Source organism: Shinella sp. JR1-6, from assembly GCF_004284735.1.
GTDB lineage: Bacteria > Pseudomonadota > Alphaproteobacteria > Rhizobiales > Rhizobiaceae > Shinella.
Genome location: NZ_SHMI01000003.1, coordinates 169,772 through 188,226, shown reverse-complemented (window position 1 = coordinate 188,226; position 18,455 = coordinate 169,772). Strand labels below are relative to the sequence as shown.

The 18,455-nt window shown below is 64.8% G+C and carries 15 protein-coding genes and 1 pseudogene; 8 read left to right on the top strand and 8 right to left on the bottom strand.

What is annotated here, in order from left to right; translation table 11 throughout:
• Positions 1 to 7: 7 nt before the first annotated feature.
• A complete protein-coding gene (locus tag EXZ48_RS06150; protein WP_130514857.1) occupies positions 8 to 1,381 on the bottom strand; it encodes an aspartate aminotransferase family protein in 1,374 nt (457 codons plus the stop codon).
• Between the two features lie 149 nt (positions 1,382 to 1,530).
• Between EXZ48_RS06150 and EXZ48_RS06145 the strand changes: the two genes are divergently transcribed.
• Positions 1,531 to 2,889, top strand: a complete 1,359-nt coding sequence (locus tag EXZ48_RS06145; RefSeq protein WP_130514855.1) for a glutamine synthetase family protein — start codon at positions 1,531 to 1,533, stop codon at positions 2,887 to 2,889.
• 165 nt (positions 2,890 to 3,054) lie between these two features.
• Here the strand turns inward: EXZ48_RS06145 and EXZ48_RS06140 are convergent, their stop codons facing one another.
• A complete protein-coding gene (locus EXZ48_RS06140; protein ID WP_050746572.1) occupies positions 3,055 to 3,993 on the bottom strand; it encodes a diacylglycerol kinase family protein in 939 nt (312 codons plus the stop codon).
• 353 nt (positions 3,994 to 4,346) lie between these two features.
• On the opposite strand from EXZ48_RS06140, the gene EXZ48_RS06135 reads away from it, so the two are divergent.
• Positions 4,347 to 5,585, top strand: coding sequence for an MFS transporter (locus EXZ48_RS06135; RefSeq protein WP_245461961.1), 1,239 nt, complete (start codon positions 4,347 to 4,349; stop codon positions 5,583 to 5,585).
• Between the two features lie 20 nt (positions 5,586 to 5,605).
• Here the strand turns inward: EXZ48_RS06135 and EXZ48_RS06130 are convergent, their stop codons facing one another.
• Positions 5,606 to 6,010: a helix-turn-helix domain-containing protein gene (locus tag EXZ48_RS06130; protein ID WP_130514853.1), complete on the bottom strand. Its 405-nt coding sequence runs from the start codon at positions 6,008 to 6,010 to the stop codon at positions 5,606 to 5,608.
• 101 nt (positions 6,011 to 6,111) lie between these two features.
• Here EXZ48_RS06130 and EXZ48_RS06125 point away from each other — a divergent pair.
• Positions 6,112 to 7,124: pseudogene (locus EXZ48_RS06125) on the top strand (zinc-binding alcohol dehydrogenase family protein).
• A 193-nt stretch (positions 7,125 to 7,317) separates the two neighbouring features.
• Complete coding sequence (locus EXZ48_RS06120) at positions 7,318 to 7,734, top strand: DoxX family protein (protein ID WP_130514851.1); 417 nt, start codon at positions 7,318 to 7,320, stop codon at positions 7,732 to 7,734.
• A 108-nt stretch (positions 7,735 to 7,842) separates the two neighbouring features.
• Here the strand turns inward: EXZ48_RS06120 and EXZ48_RS06115 are convergent, their stop codons facing one another.
• The gene (locus tag EXZ48_RS06115; protein WP_130514849.1) at positions 7,843 to 8,313 is read right to left on the bottom strand and encodes an Lrp/AsnC family transcriptional regulator; all 471 of its coding nucleotides are present in this window, start codon (positions 8,311 to 8,313) and stop codon (positions 7,843 to 7,845) included.
• A gap of 140 nt (positions 8,314 to 8,453) precedes the next feature.
• Here EXZ48_RS06115 and EXZ48_RS06110 point away from each other — a divergent pair, with 140 nt between their 5' ends.
• Positions 8,454 to 9,362 (top strand): DMT family transporter, encoded by a 909-nt coding sequence (locus EXZ48_RS06110; RefSeq protein ID WP_023517248.1) that lies wholly within the window; start codon positions 8,454 to 8,456, stop codon positions 9,360 to 9,362.
• A gap of 63 nt (positions 9,363 to 9,425) precedes the next feature.
• Here EXZ48_RS06110 and EXZ48_RS06105 read toward each other — a convergent pair whose 3' ends face one another.
• The 4 genes from EXZ48_RS06105 to EXZ48_RS06090 all read right to left on the bottom strand — a co-directional run bounded on the left by EXZ48_RS06105 (position 9,426) and on the right by EXZ48_RS06090 (position 14,377).
• Entirely contained in the window at positions 9,426 to 10,313 is an 888-nt protein-coding gene (locus tag EXZ48_RS06105) for a proline/glycine betaine ABC transporter permease (RefSeq protein ID WP_130514847.1), read from the bottom strand.
• A gap of 157 nt (positions 10,314 to 10,470) precedes the next feature.
• On the bottom strand, positions 10,471 to 11,469 hold the full coding sequence (locus EXZ48_RS06100) for an ABC transporter substrate-binding protein (RefSeq protein WP_023512014.1): 999 nt from the start codon (positions 11,467 to 11,469) through the stop codon (positions 10,471 to 10,473).
• 374 nt (positions 11,470 to 11,843) lie between these two features.
• Entirely contained in the window at positions 11,844 to 12,473 is a 630-nt protein-coding gene (locus EXZ48_RS06095) for a L,D-transpeptidase (RefSeq protein ID WP_130514845.1), read from the bottom strand.
• A 239-nt stretch (positions 12,474 to 12,712) separates the two neighbouring features.
• On the bottom strand, positions 12,713 to 14,377 hold the full coding sequence (locus EXZ48_RS06090) for an electron transfer flavoprotein-ubiquinone oxidoreductase (RefSeq protein ID WP_130514843.1): 1,665 nt from the start codon (positions 14,375 to 14,377) through the stop codon (positions 12,713 to 12,715).
• 263 nt (positions 14,378 to 14,640) lie between these two features.
• Here EXZ48_RS06090 and EXZ48_RS06085 point away from each other — a divergent pair, with 263 nt between their 5' ends.
• The 3 genes from EXZ48_RS06085 (at position 14,641) to EXZ48_RS06075 (ending at position 18,439) form a co-directional block, all read left to right on the top strand.
• Positions 14,641 to 16,056 carry an FAD-binding oxidoreductase gene (locus tag EXZ48_RS06085; protein WP_130514841.1) on the top strand — a complete coding sequence of 472 codons (1,416 nt, stop codon included), beginning with the start codon at positions 14,641 to 14,643 and terminating at the stop codon, positions 16,054 to 16,056.
• 11 nt (positions 16,057 to 16,067) lie between these two features.
• Positions 16,068 to 16,856 carry an SDR family oxidoreductase gene (locus EXZ48_RS06080; protein ID WP_023513477.1) on the top strand — a complete coding sequence of 263 codons (789 nt, stop codon included), beginning with the start codon at positions 16,068 to 16,070 and terminating at the stop codon, positions 16,854 to 16,856.
• Positions 16,857 to 17,146: 290 nt separating this feature from the next.
• The gene (locus tag EXZ48_RS06075; protein ID WP_023513476.1) at positions 17,147 to 18,439 is read left to right on the top strand and encodes an Hsp70 family protein; all 1,293 of its coding nucleotides are present in this window, start codon (positions 17,147 to 17,149) and stop codon (positions 18,437 to 18,439) included.
• Positions 18,440 to 18,455 lie beyond the last annotated feature (16 nt).

Below are 18,455 nucleotides of genomic sequence, written 5' to 3'. Positions count from 1 at the left end.
AGGCCGATCAGGCCGTCATCACCTTCCAGGCGTGCTCCAGTCCCTTGCGGGTGATGTCGATCATCTGGTCGACTTCCGCATGGGTGATGACGAGCGGCGGGGAGAAGAGCATGCGGTCGCCGGTGGCGCGCAGCACCAGGCCGTTTTCCAGGCAATGGTTGCGCACGGTGACGCCGGCCTTTTCCTTGTCCTCGAAGCGCTTGCGGCTCGACTTATCCTCGGCAAGCTGGACGGCGGCCATCAGGCCGACCTGCTGGACCTGGCCGACAATCGGCAGGTCTTCGAGCGACTTGAGACCCGCAGCGAGATAGGGGCCGATGTCGTCGTGAACGCGCTCGACGAGCTTCTCATCCTCGATGATGCGCAGGTTTTCCAGCGCCGCGGCCGCGCAGACAGGGTGGCCGGAATAGGTGAAGCCGTGGTTGAAATCGCCGACTTCTTCGACCAGCACGTTGCCGACGCGGTCGGACACCATGACGCCGCCGATCGGCAGGTAGCCGGAGGACAGGCCCTTGGCGATGGGCGCAAGGTCAGGCTCAACGCCGAAATGCTGATGGCCGAACCAGTGGCCGGTGCGGCCGAAGCCGCAGATCACTTCGTCGGTCACGAGTAGGATGTTGCGCGCCTTGCAGATGCGAGCGATTTCCGGCCAGTAGGTGGCCGGCGGCACGATGACGCCACCCGCGCCCTGGATCGGCTCGGCGATAAAGGCGGCAACGTTGTCCTCACCGAGCTCGTCGATCTTCTCTTCGAGCTGGCGGGCCATCTTCAGGCCGAACTCGTCCGAGGTGAGATCGCCACCCTCGGCATACCAGAAAGGCTGGTCGATATGGTGGATGCCCTCGATCGGCAGGTCACCCTGTTCATGCATCCATTTCATGCCGCCGAGCGACGCGCCGGCAACCGTCGAGCCGTGATAGCCGTTCTTGCGGGCGATGATCGCCTTCTTGGTCGGCTTGCCCATGGCGCCCCAGTAGACGCGGGCCATGCGGAACCACGTATCGTTGGCCTCCGAACCGGAGCCGGTGAAGAAGACGCGGTTGATGTTCGGGCCGGCATGCGACGTGATCTTCTGGGCGAGCAGCACGGCCGGCGGCGTCGTGGTGCCGAAGAAGGTGTTGTAATAGGGCAGCTCGTTCATCTGGCGCACGACGGCGTCCGCGATTTCCTTGCGGCCATAGCCGATGTTGACGCACCAGAGGCCGGCAAAGCCGTCGAGATAGCGCTTGCCGTGGTTGTCGAAGATGTAGCAGCCCTCGCCTCGTTCGATGATGCGGGTGCCGGTCGCGTTCAGCTTCTTCATGTCCGAGAAGGGGTGAAGATGATGGGCGGCGTCGAGGGCTCCGAGGTTGGAAACGGCTGCTGCACTGCTGTTCGACATTTGACTACATCCTTGGGGGTAGATCCCGCCTTATTGAACGGCGGGACAGAATGGGTTACGAAAATGCCCATACAACAGGCATTTGGCAAGAGATCGAGCGAAAGCAAATTTTCTTGTCCATGCTTCCCGCCAAACCAAAAGCAGGCACCATGACAAACCACAAGACGGCAGCCGGTTCGCCGCCCGCCAATGCCCCACCCCGTATCGAAATCCTCCTCGTCGGCATGAACGGGGACCTCCGCGGCAAGCAGGTTCCGCCCGAAGGCGAGAAGAAAATCTGGGATGGTTCGGTGCGCCTGCCCTCCTCCACCCAGTCGCTCGACATCTGGGGCGACGACAATGACGACATCACGGGCCTCTCGCTTTCCGTCGGCGATCCCGATGGCGTGTGCATTCCCGACCGCCGTTCGCTGACCGCCATGCCCTGGGCGCCCGAGGGATCGCGCCAGGTGCTCGCCACCATGCACGAATTCGACGGCACGCCCACCTTCATGGACCCGCGCGCCATTCTCGCCCGCATGCTGAAGCGGTTCGAAGACAGGGGGTTGACGCCCGTCGTCGCGACGGAACTGGAGTTCTACCTGGTCGAGGACGATTTTCGCGTGACCGGCAAGCCGCGTCCGCCGGCGGCGTTGATGTACCGCGACGAGCCGAACGGTTTCCAGCTCTACGACATGCGGGCGACGGACGCGCTCGACGACTATCTCCAGACCGTGCGGACCTGGGCGAAGGAAATGGACCTGCCGGCGGATGCGACGACGGCGGAGTTCGGCCCCGGCCAGTTCGAGATCAATCTCCTGCACCGGCCGGACGCGCTCGCCGCCGCCGACGACTGCATCTACTTGAAGCGCATTGCCGAACAGGCTGCACGCCGCTTCGGTCTCAAGTCCACCTGCATGGCAAAACCCTATGCCGACCAGGCAGGCTCCGGCTTGCACGTCCATTGCAGCGTCATCGACAAGGACGGCAAGAACATTCTGGATGCCAAGGGCGGCGATCCGGTGAAGCTGAAATCGGTTTGCGCCGGCATGTTGCAGACGATGCGCGATGCGCAGCTCGTCTTCGCGCCCTTCGCCAATTCCTACCGCCGCTTCCAGCCGGGTTCGTTCGCGCCAGTCGATCTGACCTGGGGTTTCGGCCACCGCGGCACCGCCATCCGCATTCCGGACAAGGATGGTCCGGCGGCGCGCGTCGAGCATCGTGTGGCGGGGGCGGATGTGAACCCCTACCTGCTGCTGACCGCGATCCTCGGCGGCATCCTGCTCGGGCTCGACGAGACGCTCGATCCGGGTCCGGTAACCGAGCCGGGCAAGGACGCGCCGGACGCCAAGCGCCTGACGCACGACTTCCTGACGGCTGTCGAGGAGTTTTCCGCTTCGCCCTTCATCAAGGATGCGTTCGGGGCGGAGTACCAGAAGCTCTACGGCGACACGAAGCGCAAGGAGGCAATCGTCTACCTGCGCACGGTGTCGGATTTCGACTACCAGACCTATCTGCCGCGGATTTAGCGATCCACCCCTCATCCGGCCTGCCGGCCACCTTCCCCCCGCAAGCGGGGCAAGGGATAGGCCGATCCGCTTTCCTCAACCAACAGCCCGCCCGTGGGGCAAGTCCCCTCTCCCCGCTTGCGGGGAGAGGGTTAGAGTGAGGGGCAAACGCCGCGCATCCCGCGCTCAGGCCGCCGCCGGCTCCGTCGTGGCCATGGCCTTCGCCTGGACTTTCGGCACCATCACCTTCAGTTCGCCCGGATGCAGCCGGATCGAGACGTCGCGGTCCATCGGCAGCAGCTCGCCGTCGATGACGCAGTTGATCGCCCGGTCGACCTTCGGAAAATGCAGGTCGACGGCCGTGCCGGTCATTTCGGTAACGTCGGCATTTTCCCGCAGTTTTCCGCGCAGGATATCGAAGGCGAGCTTGGCCACGCCCGTCGGCTTCAGCGGCTTCGTCGTGTAGAAACCGAGATGGCCGCCGGTGAGGTCCTCGGCATAGAGCAGGCCGTTTTCGCCAAACCGGTTGTTCGAGACATTGATGGCGGAGACCATGCGATGCTCCTCGACGCCGTCGACATTGAACTCCACCTCGAATTCCGGCGGATCGAAGATGACGCCGACGGCCGCCCGGGTGTTGGCCGCGATCTTGCCCATGCGCGAGCGGTAGGTCATGGCATTGCGCAGGCGCACCATGCGGGCGTGCAGGCCGGCGGAAAACTGGTGCACGAAGGCCCGGTCGTCCGCCGTGCCGATGTCGGCCGCCGCGATGTCGCCGTCCGCCAGCGCATCGATCGCCTGCCAGATGTCGAGCGGAATGTTCAGCGAGCGGGCAAAGAGGTTCATGGTGCCGGCAGGGACGATGCCGAGCGGCATCCTGCTCTGCCAGGCAAGCCCGGCCGCGGCTGAGACCGTGCCATCGCCGCCGCCGGCCAGCATGGCGTCGAGATCCGTCCGGTCGGAACAACGCCGCAGCGCCATTTCGATATCGGCCCCTTCGACGATATCGCAGTCGAGGTGGTGCCCTGCCTCGTAGAAAACCCTCTCCGCGTGGCGGGCAAAGGCCTCCATGTCGGTGGTGCGGAACGTCCCCCCGTCCCTGTTGAATATCGCCTGTACTCTCATTCGCATACTCCGCGTCTAGGCCGAGAACGCCTGAAGGGTGATGATCGATCCATTAGATAAGAGAGAAAGCGGCGATTAACAGGCGCCCGTGAAATACGGCGCAAGAATTCGTGCGCGCCGGCCCCGCGGCCAAATGCGGGATGGGTGAAAAATCGCAGTAGGCAGAGCGCCCTTCTTTGATATATTGCCGCCCGGTCGCCTGCGTCGGGAGTACGCATGCTGGCCGCATTGTACCTTCCCCATCGTGGCCTTTCCGGCCGGACCATACCGCATCAGCAGCCAGGAGGAGTGGCCGCCCGTGCAGGGTCTGTCGCCGATTGTCCGCGTGTGGACCATTCCTGCGGAGCCATCCCGTGTCCGAACATGCCTTGCCCCATGCCGCCCTCTCCTCCGGGCAGCCGCCGCTTTCGGCGCTCACCGTCACCCTGATCATCCTGGCGCTCGCCGTCGGCAGTTTTGGCATCGGCACCGGCGAATTCGCCATCATGGGCCTCTTGCCGGACGTCGGCACCACTTTCGGCGTGACGACGGCCGAGGCCGGCTATGTCATCAGCGCCTATGCCCTCGGTGTGGTGGTCGGTGCCCCGATCATCGCGGTCGTCGGCGCCCGGTTCCGCCGGCGCGACCTGCTCCTCGTGCTGATGGGCCTCTTTGCCGCCGGCAATCTCGCCAGCGCGGTCGCGCCCACCTTCGAAAGCTTCATCCTCTTCCGGTTCCTCTCCGGCCTGCCGCACGGCGCTTACTTCGGTGTCGCCGCGCTCGTCGCCGCCTCCATGGTGCCGGTCAACAAGCGCACGCAGGCGGTCGGCAAGGTCATGCTGGGCCTCACCGTCGCCACGCTGATCGGCACGCCGCTCGCCGCCTTCTTCGGCCAGCTGTTCGACTGGCAGTTCATGTTCGTCGCTGTCGGCATCACCGGCCTGCTGACGGTCGCACTCATCGCCGTCTTTCTGCCGCGCGACAGCGTGCCGAAGGGCATCAATGCCCTCACAGAACTCGGCGCGCTGAAGCGCAAGCAGGTCTGGCTGACGCTCGGCATCGCCGCCAGCGGCTTCTGCGGCATGTTCGCCGTCTTCTCCTATATCTCGCCGATCGTTACCGAGGTCGCCGGGCTCCATGTCGGCATGGTACCGGTCATCATGGCGATCTTCGGCTGCGGCATGATCGTCGGCAACATCTTCGGCGCCAAGCTCGCCGACCTCTCGCTGATGCGCACCATCGGCTGGTCGCTGGTGCTCTATTTCTTCGTGCTGATCAGCCTGTCGCTGACGGCGGCAAACCCGATCCTGCTCGGTATCTGCTGTTTCCTCATCGGCTGCAGCTTCGTCGTCGGCCCGGCGCTCCAGACACGCCTGATGGACGTGGCCGGTGATGCGCAGACGCTCGCCGCCGCCCTCAACCACTCGGCCTTCAACGTCGCCAACGCGCTCGGCGCACTCTTCGGCGGCATGGCGATCAGCGCCGGCTACGGCTACGGCTCGATGGGCTTTGTGGGGGCGGCAACCGCCGTCGTCGGCTTCGGTGTCTTCCTCGTCTCCCTGGCGCTCGAAAAGACCGAGCGTGCGGCAACGCCGGCCTGCCCGGCCGAGTGATCCCCCTAAGGCTCAACCGATCAGACGGCGTCCTCTTCCGGGGGCGCCGTTTTCGTTTCATGAGCCAGGCGGATGACCGTTTGTCCATCTTCGCGGGTGACGTTTTTCGAACCCCAGGCAGCAAGCACGCTGATCACCGGCTCCAGGCTGCGGCCCGCGGCCGTCAGCTCATAATCGACACGGGGCGGCACGACGGGAAATACCGTGCGTGACAGGATGCCCGCATCCTCCAGCTCGCGCAGCTGCTTCGTCAGCATGCGCTGCGTGACGCTCGGCAATTTGCGGCGCAGTTCGTTGAAGCGCAGCTTTCCCTCCAGCAGATGAAACAGGATCACGCCCTTCCATTTGCCGTCGAGGAAACACAGCGTCGATTCCACCGGGCAGCCCGGGAAATCCTTCGTGAGCTTGGCGCGCGGGCGGGACATTCACGGTATCCTTTTCGACACTATGGGCATTAAATGTGCATTCTTGCGGATGGTGAGATTACTATTCATCTAGGCTCCATTCAACGCGAAAGGAGACCCAGATGCGCGCCATCGCCTACCAGACCTCGCAGGAAATCACCTCCGAAACGGCCCTCGTGATATCGAGCAACCCGTGCCCGAGCCGAAAGGCCGCGACCTCCTCGTCGAGATCAAGGCCGTCTCCGTCAACCCCGTCGACACCAAGCTTCGCCGCAACGCCGCGCCGGCCGGCGGCGAATGGCGCGTGCTCGGCTTCGATGCGGCCGGCATCGTGAAAGCCGTCGGGCCGGAGGTCACGCTGTTCAAGGCGGGCGACGCCGTGTTCTATGCCGGCGCCATCGACCGGCCCGGCACGAATTCCGAGTTTCACCTGGTGGACGAGCGCATCGTCGGCAGCAAGCCCGCCTCGCTCGATTTCGCCGCCGCTGCCGCGCTGCCGCTGACGGCGATCACCGCCTGGGAAATGCTGTTCGATCGGCTGAAGGTTCGCGATGCCGTGCCGGGTGCGGCAAACGCCATCCTCATCGTCGGCGGTGCCGGCGGCGTCGGCTCGATCGCCGTGCAGCTCGCCCGAACCCTGACGGACCTTACCGTCATCGCAACGGCCTCGCGGCCGGAAACGGCGGACTGGGTCAAGAGCCTCGGCGCGCACCATGTCGTCGACCACAGCAAGCCGCTTGCCGCCGAGGTCGCGGCGCTCGGCATCGGCGCACCGGCCTTCATCTTCTCGACGACCAATTCGGTGGACCATCTGGCGGAGATCGCCGAGGCCATCGCGCCGCAGGGCCGCTTCGGCCTCATAGACGATCCGAAGGCGCTGGATGTGCTGCCCCTCAAGCGCAAGTCCGTTTCAACGCATTGGGAGATGATGTTCACCCGCTCGCTTCTCCAGACGTCGGACATGATCGAGCAGCACAAGCTGCTGAACGCCGTCGCCCGTCTCGTCGATGACGGAAAAATCCGCACGACGCTGGCCGAGGTCGTCGGTCCGATCAATGCCAAAAACCTCAGGAAGGCCCATGCGATGATCGAAAGCGGGCGCACGCGCGGCAAGCTGGTGCTCGACGGTTTTTGAGCCCGCGCACGCCCTTCGTCGCCCCCGAAAATGGGCGGCGAAGGGTGTTACCAGGGTGACACGGCCGCACCCGAACTCTGATAGACATAAGCCATCGCAGCACGCCGGACAGGGACAGAACAACCGGCGGGCGGCAGGCGGGGACAGCCTGAAAGACGCCCCGCGGGTCCATGTCATCTATCGGAGACTATCCATGTCCGCCCTCGTCGAAAGCATCACCGGCAGCCGCGTCTTCGGCTTCCTCGCCCGCACGATCCTCACCTCGATGTTCTGGCTCTCCGGCATCGCGAAACTGGCCGATTTCAACGCCGGCGTGGCCGAGATGGCGCATTTCGGCCTGGAGCCGGCGACGGGTTTCAACATCGCCGTCGCCATCACCCAGCTTGTCGGCTCGGCGCTGATCATCGCCAACCGCTGGACCTGGCTCGGCGCCGGCATGCTTGCCGTCTTCACGGCGCTGACCATCCCGATCGCGCATAATTTCTGGACCATGCAGGAGCCGATCCGCACGATCGAATTCTACGTGGTGATGGAGCACATCACCGTCATCGGCGCGCTCATGGTCGTCGCCTGGAAATCCGCGAAAGCGCCTGTCGCCTCTGCGCATTGACGACAGGCCGGACGTCGTCCCTCTCTCCGGGGGTGGCGTCCCCGGACGGCCCCGCCTCTCCGGCCGTCCCAACCGCCCCGACGCCTCTCGTCGGGGCGGTTTTCCACGTCAGAGCGACGGCAGCTTCAGGGGGCCGCCGGTCTTGATGCTGCGGATCGCGAAATTGGAGCGGATATCGGTGACGCCGGGCATGGCGAGCAGCGTCTCGGTCAGGAGCCGCTCGTAGGCCGAGAGGTCCTCGACCACCACCTCCGCCAGGAAATCGGCATTGCCGGAAATCAGGAAGCAGGACACCACTTCGGGAATGGCGAGCAGCGCCTCCTGCTGGGCCATGGCATTTTCCTTGCTGTGCCGCCCCACCTTGATCTCGACGAAAACGGTGAGGCCGAGGCCGACCTCCTTGCGGTCGATATCGGCGCGGTAGCCGCGAAGCACGCCGGATTTTTCCAGGTTGCGGATACGGCGCAGGCACGGCGACGGCGAAAGGTTCACCCGCTCGGCGATTTCGACATTCGTCGCGCGCGCATCCTCCTGGAGCACCTTCAGGATGGCGATATCGAATTTATCAATATTTGGCATTTTCCGAAACTTTCCCCGCCTATTTTGGCATAATCCTGCGCATTCTACATTTCAAGGGGCATAAGTCGCAAGGACATGCCTCGACCTCCGGCGCTAGAGTCTGGCCATGAATTGCGCCAACGCCGGGAAGGAACATCGCCATGGCCATGATCTCGCTTTCGTCCGAAGGGAAATCCAATCCGCAGGTCGCCGGCTATGCCGGCGCGGTCGTCACGGTGCTGATCTGGGCGACCTGGGTGCTGGCGACGCGGCACACCGCGGCAACGCCGCTCGGCACCATCGATATCGGCCTCATTCGCTACGGCGTGCCGGCCATCCTGCTGGCGCCGATCTGGCTGAAGACCGGGCTGCTGCCGAAGGGCGTGCCGCTGAAACTCGTCGTCGTCATGGTGGCGGGCGCTGGGGCGCTGTTCTTCCAGGTCACGGCCGCGGCCCTGCATGTGACGCCCGCCGCACCCGGCGGCATCCTGCTCGGCGGCTCCATGCCACTGGCGACCGCCGTCATCGGCATCGTGCTCTTCGGCGAGCGGCCGGACCGCATGCGCCTTGCCGGCCTCGCCGCCATCGTCGCGGGTGTCGTCATCCTTTTGGCCGCCAGCCTGCAGAAGAGCGGTATGACGATGACCGGCTTCCTGCTCCTGCCGCTCGGCGCCGTTCTCTGGGCCGGCTTCACCCATGCCTTCCGTCGCTCGGGGCTGAGCGCGCTGGAAGGGGCTGCCCTCATCGCCGTCTGGTCGTTCCTGATCCATCTCGTGCTCGCCGCCATCTATGGCACGCATCTCGGCCAGGCCTCGCTGTCCGACCTCGCCCTTCAGGTCACCAGCCAGGGCATCCTCTCCGGCCTCATCGCTACCTTCGCCTATGGCACCGCCATCCGCGCGCTCGGCGGCAGTCAGGCCGCCGCCTTCACCGCCATCACGCCGGTGCTGGCGACACTCGGCGGCGCGGTCTTCCTCGGTGAAAGCTTTGGTGCGGCGGAAATCACCGCGGCGCTGGTCGTCGGCGCGGGCGTGGTGCTTTCGACCGGATTGTTCTCGCGCAAGCACTAAGATCCAAACAAAAGGGGCGCCCGCGGCTTGTCGCCGGGGCGCCCTTTTTCACGTCCGCGCGAATCAACCGTGAATGATCTCGCGGTGTTTCTGCAGGCGCTTGCCGAAGGCCTGGCTGACGCGGTCGAAGATGATCGCGATGCCGACGATGGCGAGGCCGTTGAAGATGCCGAGTGTGAAATACTGGTTGGAGATGGCCTTCAGCACCGGCTGGCCGAGACCTTGCACGCCGATCATCGAGGCGATGACCACCATGGCGAGCGCCATCATGATGGTCTGGTTGATGCCCGCCATGATGGTGGGCAGTGCCAGCGGCATCTGCACGTTCTTCAGCTTCTGCCAGCTCGAAGAGCCGAAGGCGTCCGCCGCTTCCAGCACATCCTTGTCGACGAGGCGAATACCGAGATTGGTGAGGCGGATCATCGGCGGGATGGCATAGATGACGACGGCGATGAGCCCCGGCACCTTGCCGATGCCGAGCAGCATGACGACGGGGATGAGGTAGACGAAGCTCGGCATGGTCTGCATGACGTCGAGAACCGGGTTGATGACGTTCTGCACCCGGTCCGAGCGCGACATGAGAATACCGATCGGAATGCCGATGACGATGGACAGGACGGTACAGACGAAGATCATCGAGACGGTCTTCATCGTGTCGTCCCACATGTCGAAATAGCCGATGAGAAGCAGCGTGCCGACAGCACCGGCGACGATCTTCCAGTTGCGGCTGGCGAACCAGGCGACGAGCGCGATCAACACAAGGATGATGGGCCAGGGCGTCTTCGTCATGAAGCGCTCGGACCAGATGAGAAAGTGCTGCAGCGGCTCGAAGATCGATTCGATGCCATCACCATAGGCGCGGGTGAAGGTACGGAAGCCCTCATCGATCGTCTTCTTGAGATCGCGCAAGGTATCCGCGTCCATCGTCGGAAATTTCGTGAACCATTCCATATCGATCCCCTTCCGGCTCTGACCAATCTGCGCCGGTCTTCAAGCCAACCCTGATAGATGTTGCGCTGATATGCGCAGCGATTTGCGCCAGCGACATGCGATAAAACGAAGGCAGGACGGCGCGCCCGAAGACGCGCCGCCCGTTTCGATCAGCCGCTCAGAGCGCAGCCTTGATCTTCTCGGCCGCTTCCGGCGAGACCCAGTCCTTCCAGAGGGCTTCGTTCTCTTCCAGGAAGTGCTTGGCACCATCGTCGCCGCTCGCCTGGTTGTCGGTCATCCATGCCATCAGCTTGTTGACCGTGTCGTTGCTCCACGAACGCTTGTTCAGGTAGCCCATGACATCGGCACCGGCGCGCTCGGAGAAGGTCTTGGTCACCAGCGTCTGGACCTTGTCCTTCGGCCAGTCGTTCTTCTTCGGATCCGGGCAATCGGCAACCGTGTTGCAGCGCTTCCATTCGGCGGCGTCATAGGGAACGCCGTGCTCGAGCTTCACCATCTCGTACTTGCCGAGAAGGGCCGTCGGTGCCCAGTAGTAGCCGACCCAGCCTTCCTTGCGCTCGTAGGCCTTGGCGATCGAGCCGTCGAGGCCGGCGGCCGAGCCGGTGTCGACCAGCGTGAAGTTCGCCGCTTCGCCGCCATAGGCCTTGTAGAGCTGGCCGGTCACAACCGTGCCGCCCCAGCCCTGCGGGCCGTTGTGCACGGCGCCCTTCGACTTGTCTTCCGGATCCGGGAACAGTTCCGGATGCTTCAGCGCGTCGTCGATCGTCTTGATGTCCGGATTGGCGTCGGCGATGTATTTCGGGATCCACCAGCCCTGCACGGCGGCGTCGGAAAGGGCAACGGCAGCACCGATCAGCTTGCCTTCCTCGATGCCGCGGTTGACGACGTCCGGCAGCAGGTCGACCCAGCCTTCCGGCGCAAGATCCGGCTCACCCTTCTCGATCATCGAGGTGATGGTCGGAACCGTGTCACCGACGATGACTTCGGCATTGCAGCCGTAACCTTCGGTGAGGATGAACTTGTCGAGCGCAGCCAGAACCTCGGCGCTCTGCCAGTTCATGCTGGCAATGGTCACGTCGCCACATTCGGCGCGCGCCGCACCCGTCATGGCCAGAAGGCCGGCGACGAGGCAGGTGGAAGCAAGAAGATGTTTCATATCCGTTCCCTCATTTCGGCGGTGTCATTGTGCCGACAAGGGCCCGCTGCACCGCCGGCGCCGGGCCCGTGATCCCATGCGGATCCAATCTTGGACAGGGCCAGTCGAGGGCCTTCTCTTTCCACGATACCGCAGCCTCGACTTTTGCAGCTACGGAGTCGAATGCCGGTACGAATGCGTCTGCCATTGACCCCTATGCGTCATGGAACGGCCAAATCCGCAAGACGGCCCCGACTTTGTCCAAACTTGGGGTCGCGACGGCAATGTTATGATACAGTTCAGCTTTTTCAAAGAATGAAAACGCCGAAAGGGCCGGCGAAAGCCGACCCCTCTTCCCGCACCGGCCCGGCGCGATGTCGCATCCGCGCCGCCCGTCAGGCTTGACGGCGCCCCTGGATGACGTGGACGCGGCCGCCGGGCTGCACCCGGGCGTAAAGGTCGATCACGTCTTGGTTGAGCATGCGCACGCAGCCGCTCGACATGGCCTCGCCGATCGACCACGGCTGGTTGGTGCCGTGGATGCGGAACATGGTGTCGTTGCCGTTCTGGTAGAGATAGATGGCGCGGGCGCCGAGCGGGTTGTTGAGCCCGCCGGGCACGCCGCCGGCATATTTCAGGTTCTTCTTCGGGTCGCGGCGGATCATGTTCGGCGTCGGCGTCCAGGTCGGCCACTCCGCCTTGCGGCCGATGGTGGCGCTGCCGGCCAGCGAATAGCCCTGACGGCCGACACCGATGCCGTAGCGCATCGCCCGGCCGTTGCCGAGCACGTAGTAGAGCCTGCGGGCCGGCGTGTCGACGACGACGGTGCCGGCCGCATGACCGGTGTCATAGGCGACTTCCTGGCGGCGCAGGTCGGGCTTGATCTTGTCAATCGGGATCGCCTTCAGCGGGAATTTCTCGTCCAGCCGGTCGCCGTAGTTGGCGCGGTCGCTGGTGCCGTTCGTCGCACAGCCAGCGAGCAGTACGGATGCGCCGAGCAAGAATCCGCGGCGGGAAATCGACATGGTTAAAGCCCCTTGAATTTTTCGTCCTCGGGGCGGGAAATTATGCGGTTATGGTTAATCGAGGGTTAAGCGGCGCGTCGGGGCTGCGGGCAACGTTAAGGTGCATGGCAGGAAAAAGGCCGGGCAATCCGCCCGGCCTTTTCGTTCATCTCGATGCGATCCGCATCCCGTAGTGGGATAAACGGCCCCTCACCGCGCTTTTTCCTGCGGGGGTCCTTGCGATCCGGCCTCTTCGATCATCACATATTGGGATAGACGGGCCCTTCGCCGCCCTGCGGGGGCACCCAGTTGATGTTCTGGTTGGGGTCCTTGATGTCGCAGGTCTTGCAGTGCACGCAGTTTTGCGCGTTGATGACGAACACGTCCTTGCCGTCCTTCTCCACCCATTCGTAGACGCCGGCGGGACAGTAGCGGGTGGACGGGCCGGCATAGATGTCGAGCTCGGACGTCTTCTGCAGCTCCGGGTTCTTCACCTGCAGATGGATCGGCTGGTCCTCCTCGTGGTTGGTGTTCGACAGGAACACCGAGGAGAGACGGTCGAAGGTCAGGACGCCGTCCGGCTTCGGATAGTCGATGCGGCTGTGCTTTGCCGCCGGTTCGAGCGACTGCGCATCCGTCTTGCCATGCTTCAGCGTGCCGAAGAACGAGAAGCCGAACAGCGTGTTCGTCCACATGTCGAGCCCGCCAAGCGCCACGCCGATGGCCGTGCCGAACTTCGACCACAGCGGCTTGACGTTGCGCACCTTCCTGAGGTCCGAGCCGATCGCGCTGTCGCGCCAGCCCTGCTCGATCTCGATCGGCTCGTCATTGGCCCGGCCGGCGGCAATCGCATCCGCCAGCTTTTCCGCCGCGAGGATGCCCGAGAGCACCGCATTGTGGCTGCCCTTGATGCGGGGAACGTTGACGAAGCCGGCCGAGCAGCCGATCAGCGCGCCGCCCGGGAAGGACAGCTTCGGCACCGACTGGTAGCCGCCCTCGGTGATGGCGCGCGCGCCGTAGGAAAGCCGCTTGCCGCCCTCGAAAGTGCCGCGGATCGCCGGATGCGTCTTGAAGCGCTGGAACTCCTCGAAGGGGAAGAGATAGGGGTTCTTGTAGTTGAGATGCACCACGAAGCCGACGGCGACCATGCTGTCCTCCAGATGATAGAGGAACGAACCGCCGCCGGTCTTCATGCCGAGCGGCCAGCCGAAGGAGTGCTGCACGAGACCAGGCCTGTGGTTCTCCGGCCTGACCTGCCAGAGTTCCTTGAGGCCGATGCCGAACTTCTGGGGTTCACGATCCTTCTGGAGGTCAAACTTTGAAATCAGCTGCTTGGCGAGCGAGCCGCGCACGCCCTCGGAAATGAGCGTGTACTTGCCGAGAAGGGCCATGCCGCGGGTGTAGTTCGGGCCGGGCTCGCCGGTGCGCTCGATGCCCATGTCGCCGGTGGCGACGCCGATAACGGCGCCCTCGTCATTGTAGAGCACCTCTGTGGCAGCAAAGCCGGGATAGATCTCGACGCCGAGCTCTTCCGCCTTGGTCGCCAGCCAGCGACAGACATTGCCGAGCGAGACGATGTAGTTGCCGTGGTTGTTCATCAGGGGCGGCATGGCAAAGTTCGGCAGGCGCACCGAGCCGGCCGGGCCGAGCAGCAGGAAATGGTCGTCCGTCACCGCGGTCTTGAAGGGATGGTCGGCGTCCTCGCGCCAATCGGGCAGGAGGCGGTCGATGCCGATGGGATCGACGACGGCGCCGGAGAGGATATGCGCGCCGACTTCCGAGCCCTTTTCGAGCACGACGACGGTGAGATCCGGATTGACCTGCTTCAGCCGGATCGCCGCAGACAGCCCCGCAGGACCAGCCCCCACGATCACAACGTCGAATTCCATGCTCTCGCGTTCGGGGAGTTCCATTTCTTCGCTCATTCGTCTCTCCACCCCGCAACCCCTCAAAAGCCGCGGCAATTCCCTCGGGTCGGCCTGTCATGACAAATGCCGAAAGCCTTGTCGAGCCGTTCTGCGACAGACTTTCCCTGCATTTGCGCATGACATCATGACAGGGTCGAAAGTTTATTGACTTTCACGTAAACGTCAATCGAATGCTGCCCGTATCATCCGTTGTCCGCTTGATTCCGCCTCTCCGCCGCACTACGCATTCCAGCCGGCCCATCGGCAGAGGAAACGGGAACATGTCCGAGATTATCCGATCGCTCGAACGCGACTTGAACGATTTCGGCGATGATCTCCACCTTGTCGGAAGCGACCGGCTGGCGAACCGGCACCCCGGTGAACATGCCGGCAATTTCGGCGCGGGCGCCATGGCCGAGCCGGCGACGCCCGAGGCCGCGGCCGCCGTGGTGCGCTGGTGCTCCGAAAACGACGTGCCCGTCGTGCCGCAGGGCGGACGCACCGGCCTTGTCGGCGGCGGCATCAGCCGGCCGGGCGAGCTCATCCTTTCCACCGCCCGTCTCAACCGGATCGAGGCGATCGATCCCCTCGCCCGCACCGTCACCGTCGGCGCCGGCGTCACGCTGCAGGCCCTCCAGGAGGCAACCGCCGAAGTCGGCCTCATTCCCGGCATCGACCTTGCCGCCCGCGGCAGCGCCACCATCGGCGGCATGATCGCCACCAATGCCGGCGGCATCCTCGCGTTCCGCAACGGCGTGATGCGCCACCAGGTACTCGGCATCGAGGCGGTGATGCCGGACGGCAGCCTCGTCAGCGACCTGACGCGTGTGCTGAAGGTCAGCGCCGGACCCGACATCAAGCAGCTTCTCATCGGCTCGGAAGGCGCCTACGGTTTTGTCACCCGCGCCGTGCTGAAGCTCGAAAGCTTCAATCCGATGCGCGCCACCGCGCTTGTCGGCGTGCCCGACGCGACGGCCGCCCTCTCGCTGATCGCCCATTTCCGCAGCCAGCCGGCCCTGCAGCTGGAAGGCGCGGAACTGATGTGGCAGCGTTATCTGCGCGACAGCGCTGCGGACAAGGGCTTCGACCTCGGCTGGCTGGAGACCGATACCCCCGCGATCCTCCTGATGGAAGTGTCCGCCGGCAGCGAGGCGGAGGCGCGCGAGGCACTGGAAGAGGGTCTTGCCGCCCTCTGGGAGGAACACGGGCTGACCAGCGGCATCGTCGCCGCCTCGCTCGACCAGGCCCGCCGTTTCTGGGCGCTGCGCGAGGACGGCGACTTCATGTACCGACATTTCCCGGCCGCCCCCTCCTTCGACGTCTCCGTGCCGCCGGGCGCGCTCGACGGGTATGTCGATGGCCTACGGCAGCGGCTGAGGGCGATCGATCCGGGTTTCGACGCCTATGTCTACGGCCACATTGCGGACGGCAACCTGCACATCTCCGTCATCGGCAACGGCGTAGCGGCCCCGGGCGCGAAAGAGCCGATCGAGGATGCCGTCTATACCGGCGTCGCCGAACTCGGCGGCAGCTTTTCCGCCGAGCACGGGGTGGGAACGGAGAAGCGCCGCGCCTATCTCAGCTATGGCAATGCATCGCGCCGCGCTGTGGCGCAGGCGATCAAGGCCGCGCTCGACCCGAAAAACCTCTTCAATCCGGGCAAGGTGCCCTACCGCACCGACACGCCCCGCGCATAGGACACATCACGATGGATCTCGGAATTGCCGGCAAACGCGCCCTCGTCCTCGCCTCCTCCCGCGGCCTCGGCAAGGGCATTGCCGAAGCGCTCGCCCGCGAGGGCGCGCATGTCCTCCTGTGTGGGCGCAGCGCCGAGACACTGGCAGCCAATTGCGAGGCCATCAATGCGGAAGGCCCCGGCCGGGCCGACTGGGTGCAGGCGGATCTCGGCGACGAGGACGTCGTCGAGACGCTCGTGAAGGCGACCCGGGAAAAGCTCGGCGGCGTGGATATTCTCGTCAACAATTCCGGCGGACCGACGCCCGGCTCCACCGAGGACATGAGCGCGGAAAAGCTGGCGACCTACTTCCAGTCCATGGTGCTGCGGATCATCACCCTGACCAACCAGCTGCTGCCGGTCATGAAGGAGCAGCGCTGGGGCCGCATCCTGACGGTCGCTTCCTCCGGCGTCATCGAGCCGATTCCCGGCCTGGCGCTGTCCAACACGCTGCGCCCGGCACTGGCCGGCTGGTCGAAGACGCTGGCAAGCGAGGTCGCCGAGTACGGCGTGACCAGCAACATGCTGCTGCCCGGCAGCATCATGACGGACCGGCTGAAGAGCCTCGACACCGCTGCCGCCGAGCGCAGCGGCAAGAGCGTCGCCGAGGTGCGCGCCGCCTCGGAACGGGCCATCCCGGCCCGGCGCTACGGAGCCGTGGAGGAGTTCGCGGCGACCGCCGCCTTCCTGTGCAGCGCGCCGGCAAGCTACGTTACCGGCAGCCTCATCCGCTGCGACGGCGGGGCGGCGCGGTCGGTCTGAGGCACAGGGGATAGCCCCTCATCCGCCTGCCGGCACCTTCGCCCCGTAAACGGGGAGAAGGAAATATGCCGCGCCAATTTCTCCAACCAACACCCGTTCGTGTGGCAAGTCCCCTCTCCCTGCCTGCGGGGAGAGGGTTAGGGTGAGGGGCAATCATACCTTCCCCCTTGCCTTCCCCGCCCGCCTGTGCGATCTGGCGCGCTCTCCAATTTCCGGGCGCGCCGATGCGCCTTTCGCGCGGGGCCTTCGCTCCGCTTCAACACATTTTTGACGATCGAAGGGGCACGGCGATGGCACGGGCACTCGGGCTTGATTTTGGCACGACGAACACGGTTCTGGCGCTTTCCGAAGACGCCGGGGCGACACAGTCCATGACCTTCACCAGCAGCGTCGGCGTCACCGACACGATGCGCACGGCGCTCTCCTTCATGAAGGATCCGGTCGTCGGCGCGCAGGCGCTGAAGGTGGAGGCCGGACAGGCAGCGATCCGCCAGTTCATCGACAATCCCGGCGACTGCCGTTTCCTGCAGTCGATCAAGACCTTTGCTGCGAGCGCCCTTTTCCAGGGTACTCTGGTCTTTGCCCGCCGCCATGCCTTCGACGACCTGATGGAGGTGTTCCTGCGCCGGCTGAAGGCCTATGCGGGCGATGGGTGGCCGACGGACGTCTCACGCGTCATCACCGGCCGGCCGGTGCAGTTCGCCGGTGCAAGCCCCGACCCGGCGCTCGCCCTCGAACGCTACAACGCGGCGCTGACGCGGCTCGGTTTCCCGGAAATCCACTATGTCTACGAGCCCGTTGCGGCGGCCTACTACTTCGCCCAGACGCTGAAGAGCGACGCCACCGTGCTGGTCGCCGATTTCGGCGGCGGCACGACGGACTATTCGCTGATCCGCTTCGAACGACAGGCCGGCCGGCTGACCGCAAAGCCGATCGGCCATTCGGGTGTCGGCATCGCGGGCGACCATTTCGATTCCCGCATGATCGAGCGCCTCGTCGCGCCGGAAATCGGCAAGGGCAGCTTCTTCAAGAGCTTCGACAAGGTCCTGGAGGTGCCATCGGGCTACTACGCCAACTTCGCCCGCTGGAACCAGCTGTCGATCTTCAAGACGACGCGCGAATTTTCCGACCTCAAGTCGCTGGTGCGTGCCTCGCTCGAGCCGGAAAAGCTCGAGCTCTTCATCGATCTCGTCGAGCACGACGAGGGTTACCCGCTCTACCAGGCGATTTCGGCCACCAAGATGGCGCTGTCGGCGGCAGACGAGGCGGAGTTCCATTTCGCCCCGCTGGGCGCGGCCGGCCGCAAGACGGTCAAGCGCAGTGATTTCGAGGACTGGATCGCGCCGGACCTCGCCCGCATCGAGGGCGCGCTGGACGAGGTGCTGGAGAAGACCGGCACCGCGCCTGGCGCCATCGACAAGGTGTTCCTGACCGGCGGCACCTCCTTCGTGCCGGCCGTCCGGCGCATCTTCACCCGTCGCTTCGACGCCGACCGCATCGAGAGCGGCGGCGAACTGCTCTCGATCGCCCACGGCCTCGCGCTGATCGGCGAAAGCGACGACGTCGCGCAATGGGCGGCATGAAGATGGTGGCGGCGCT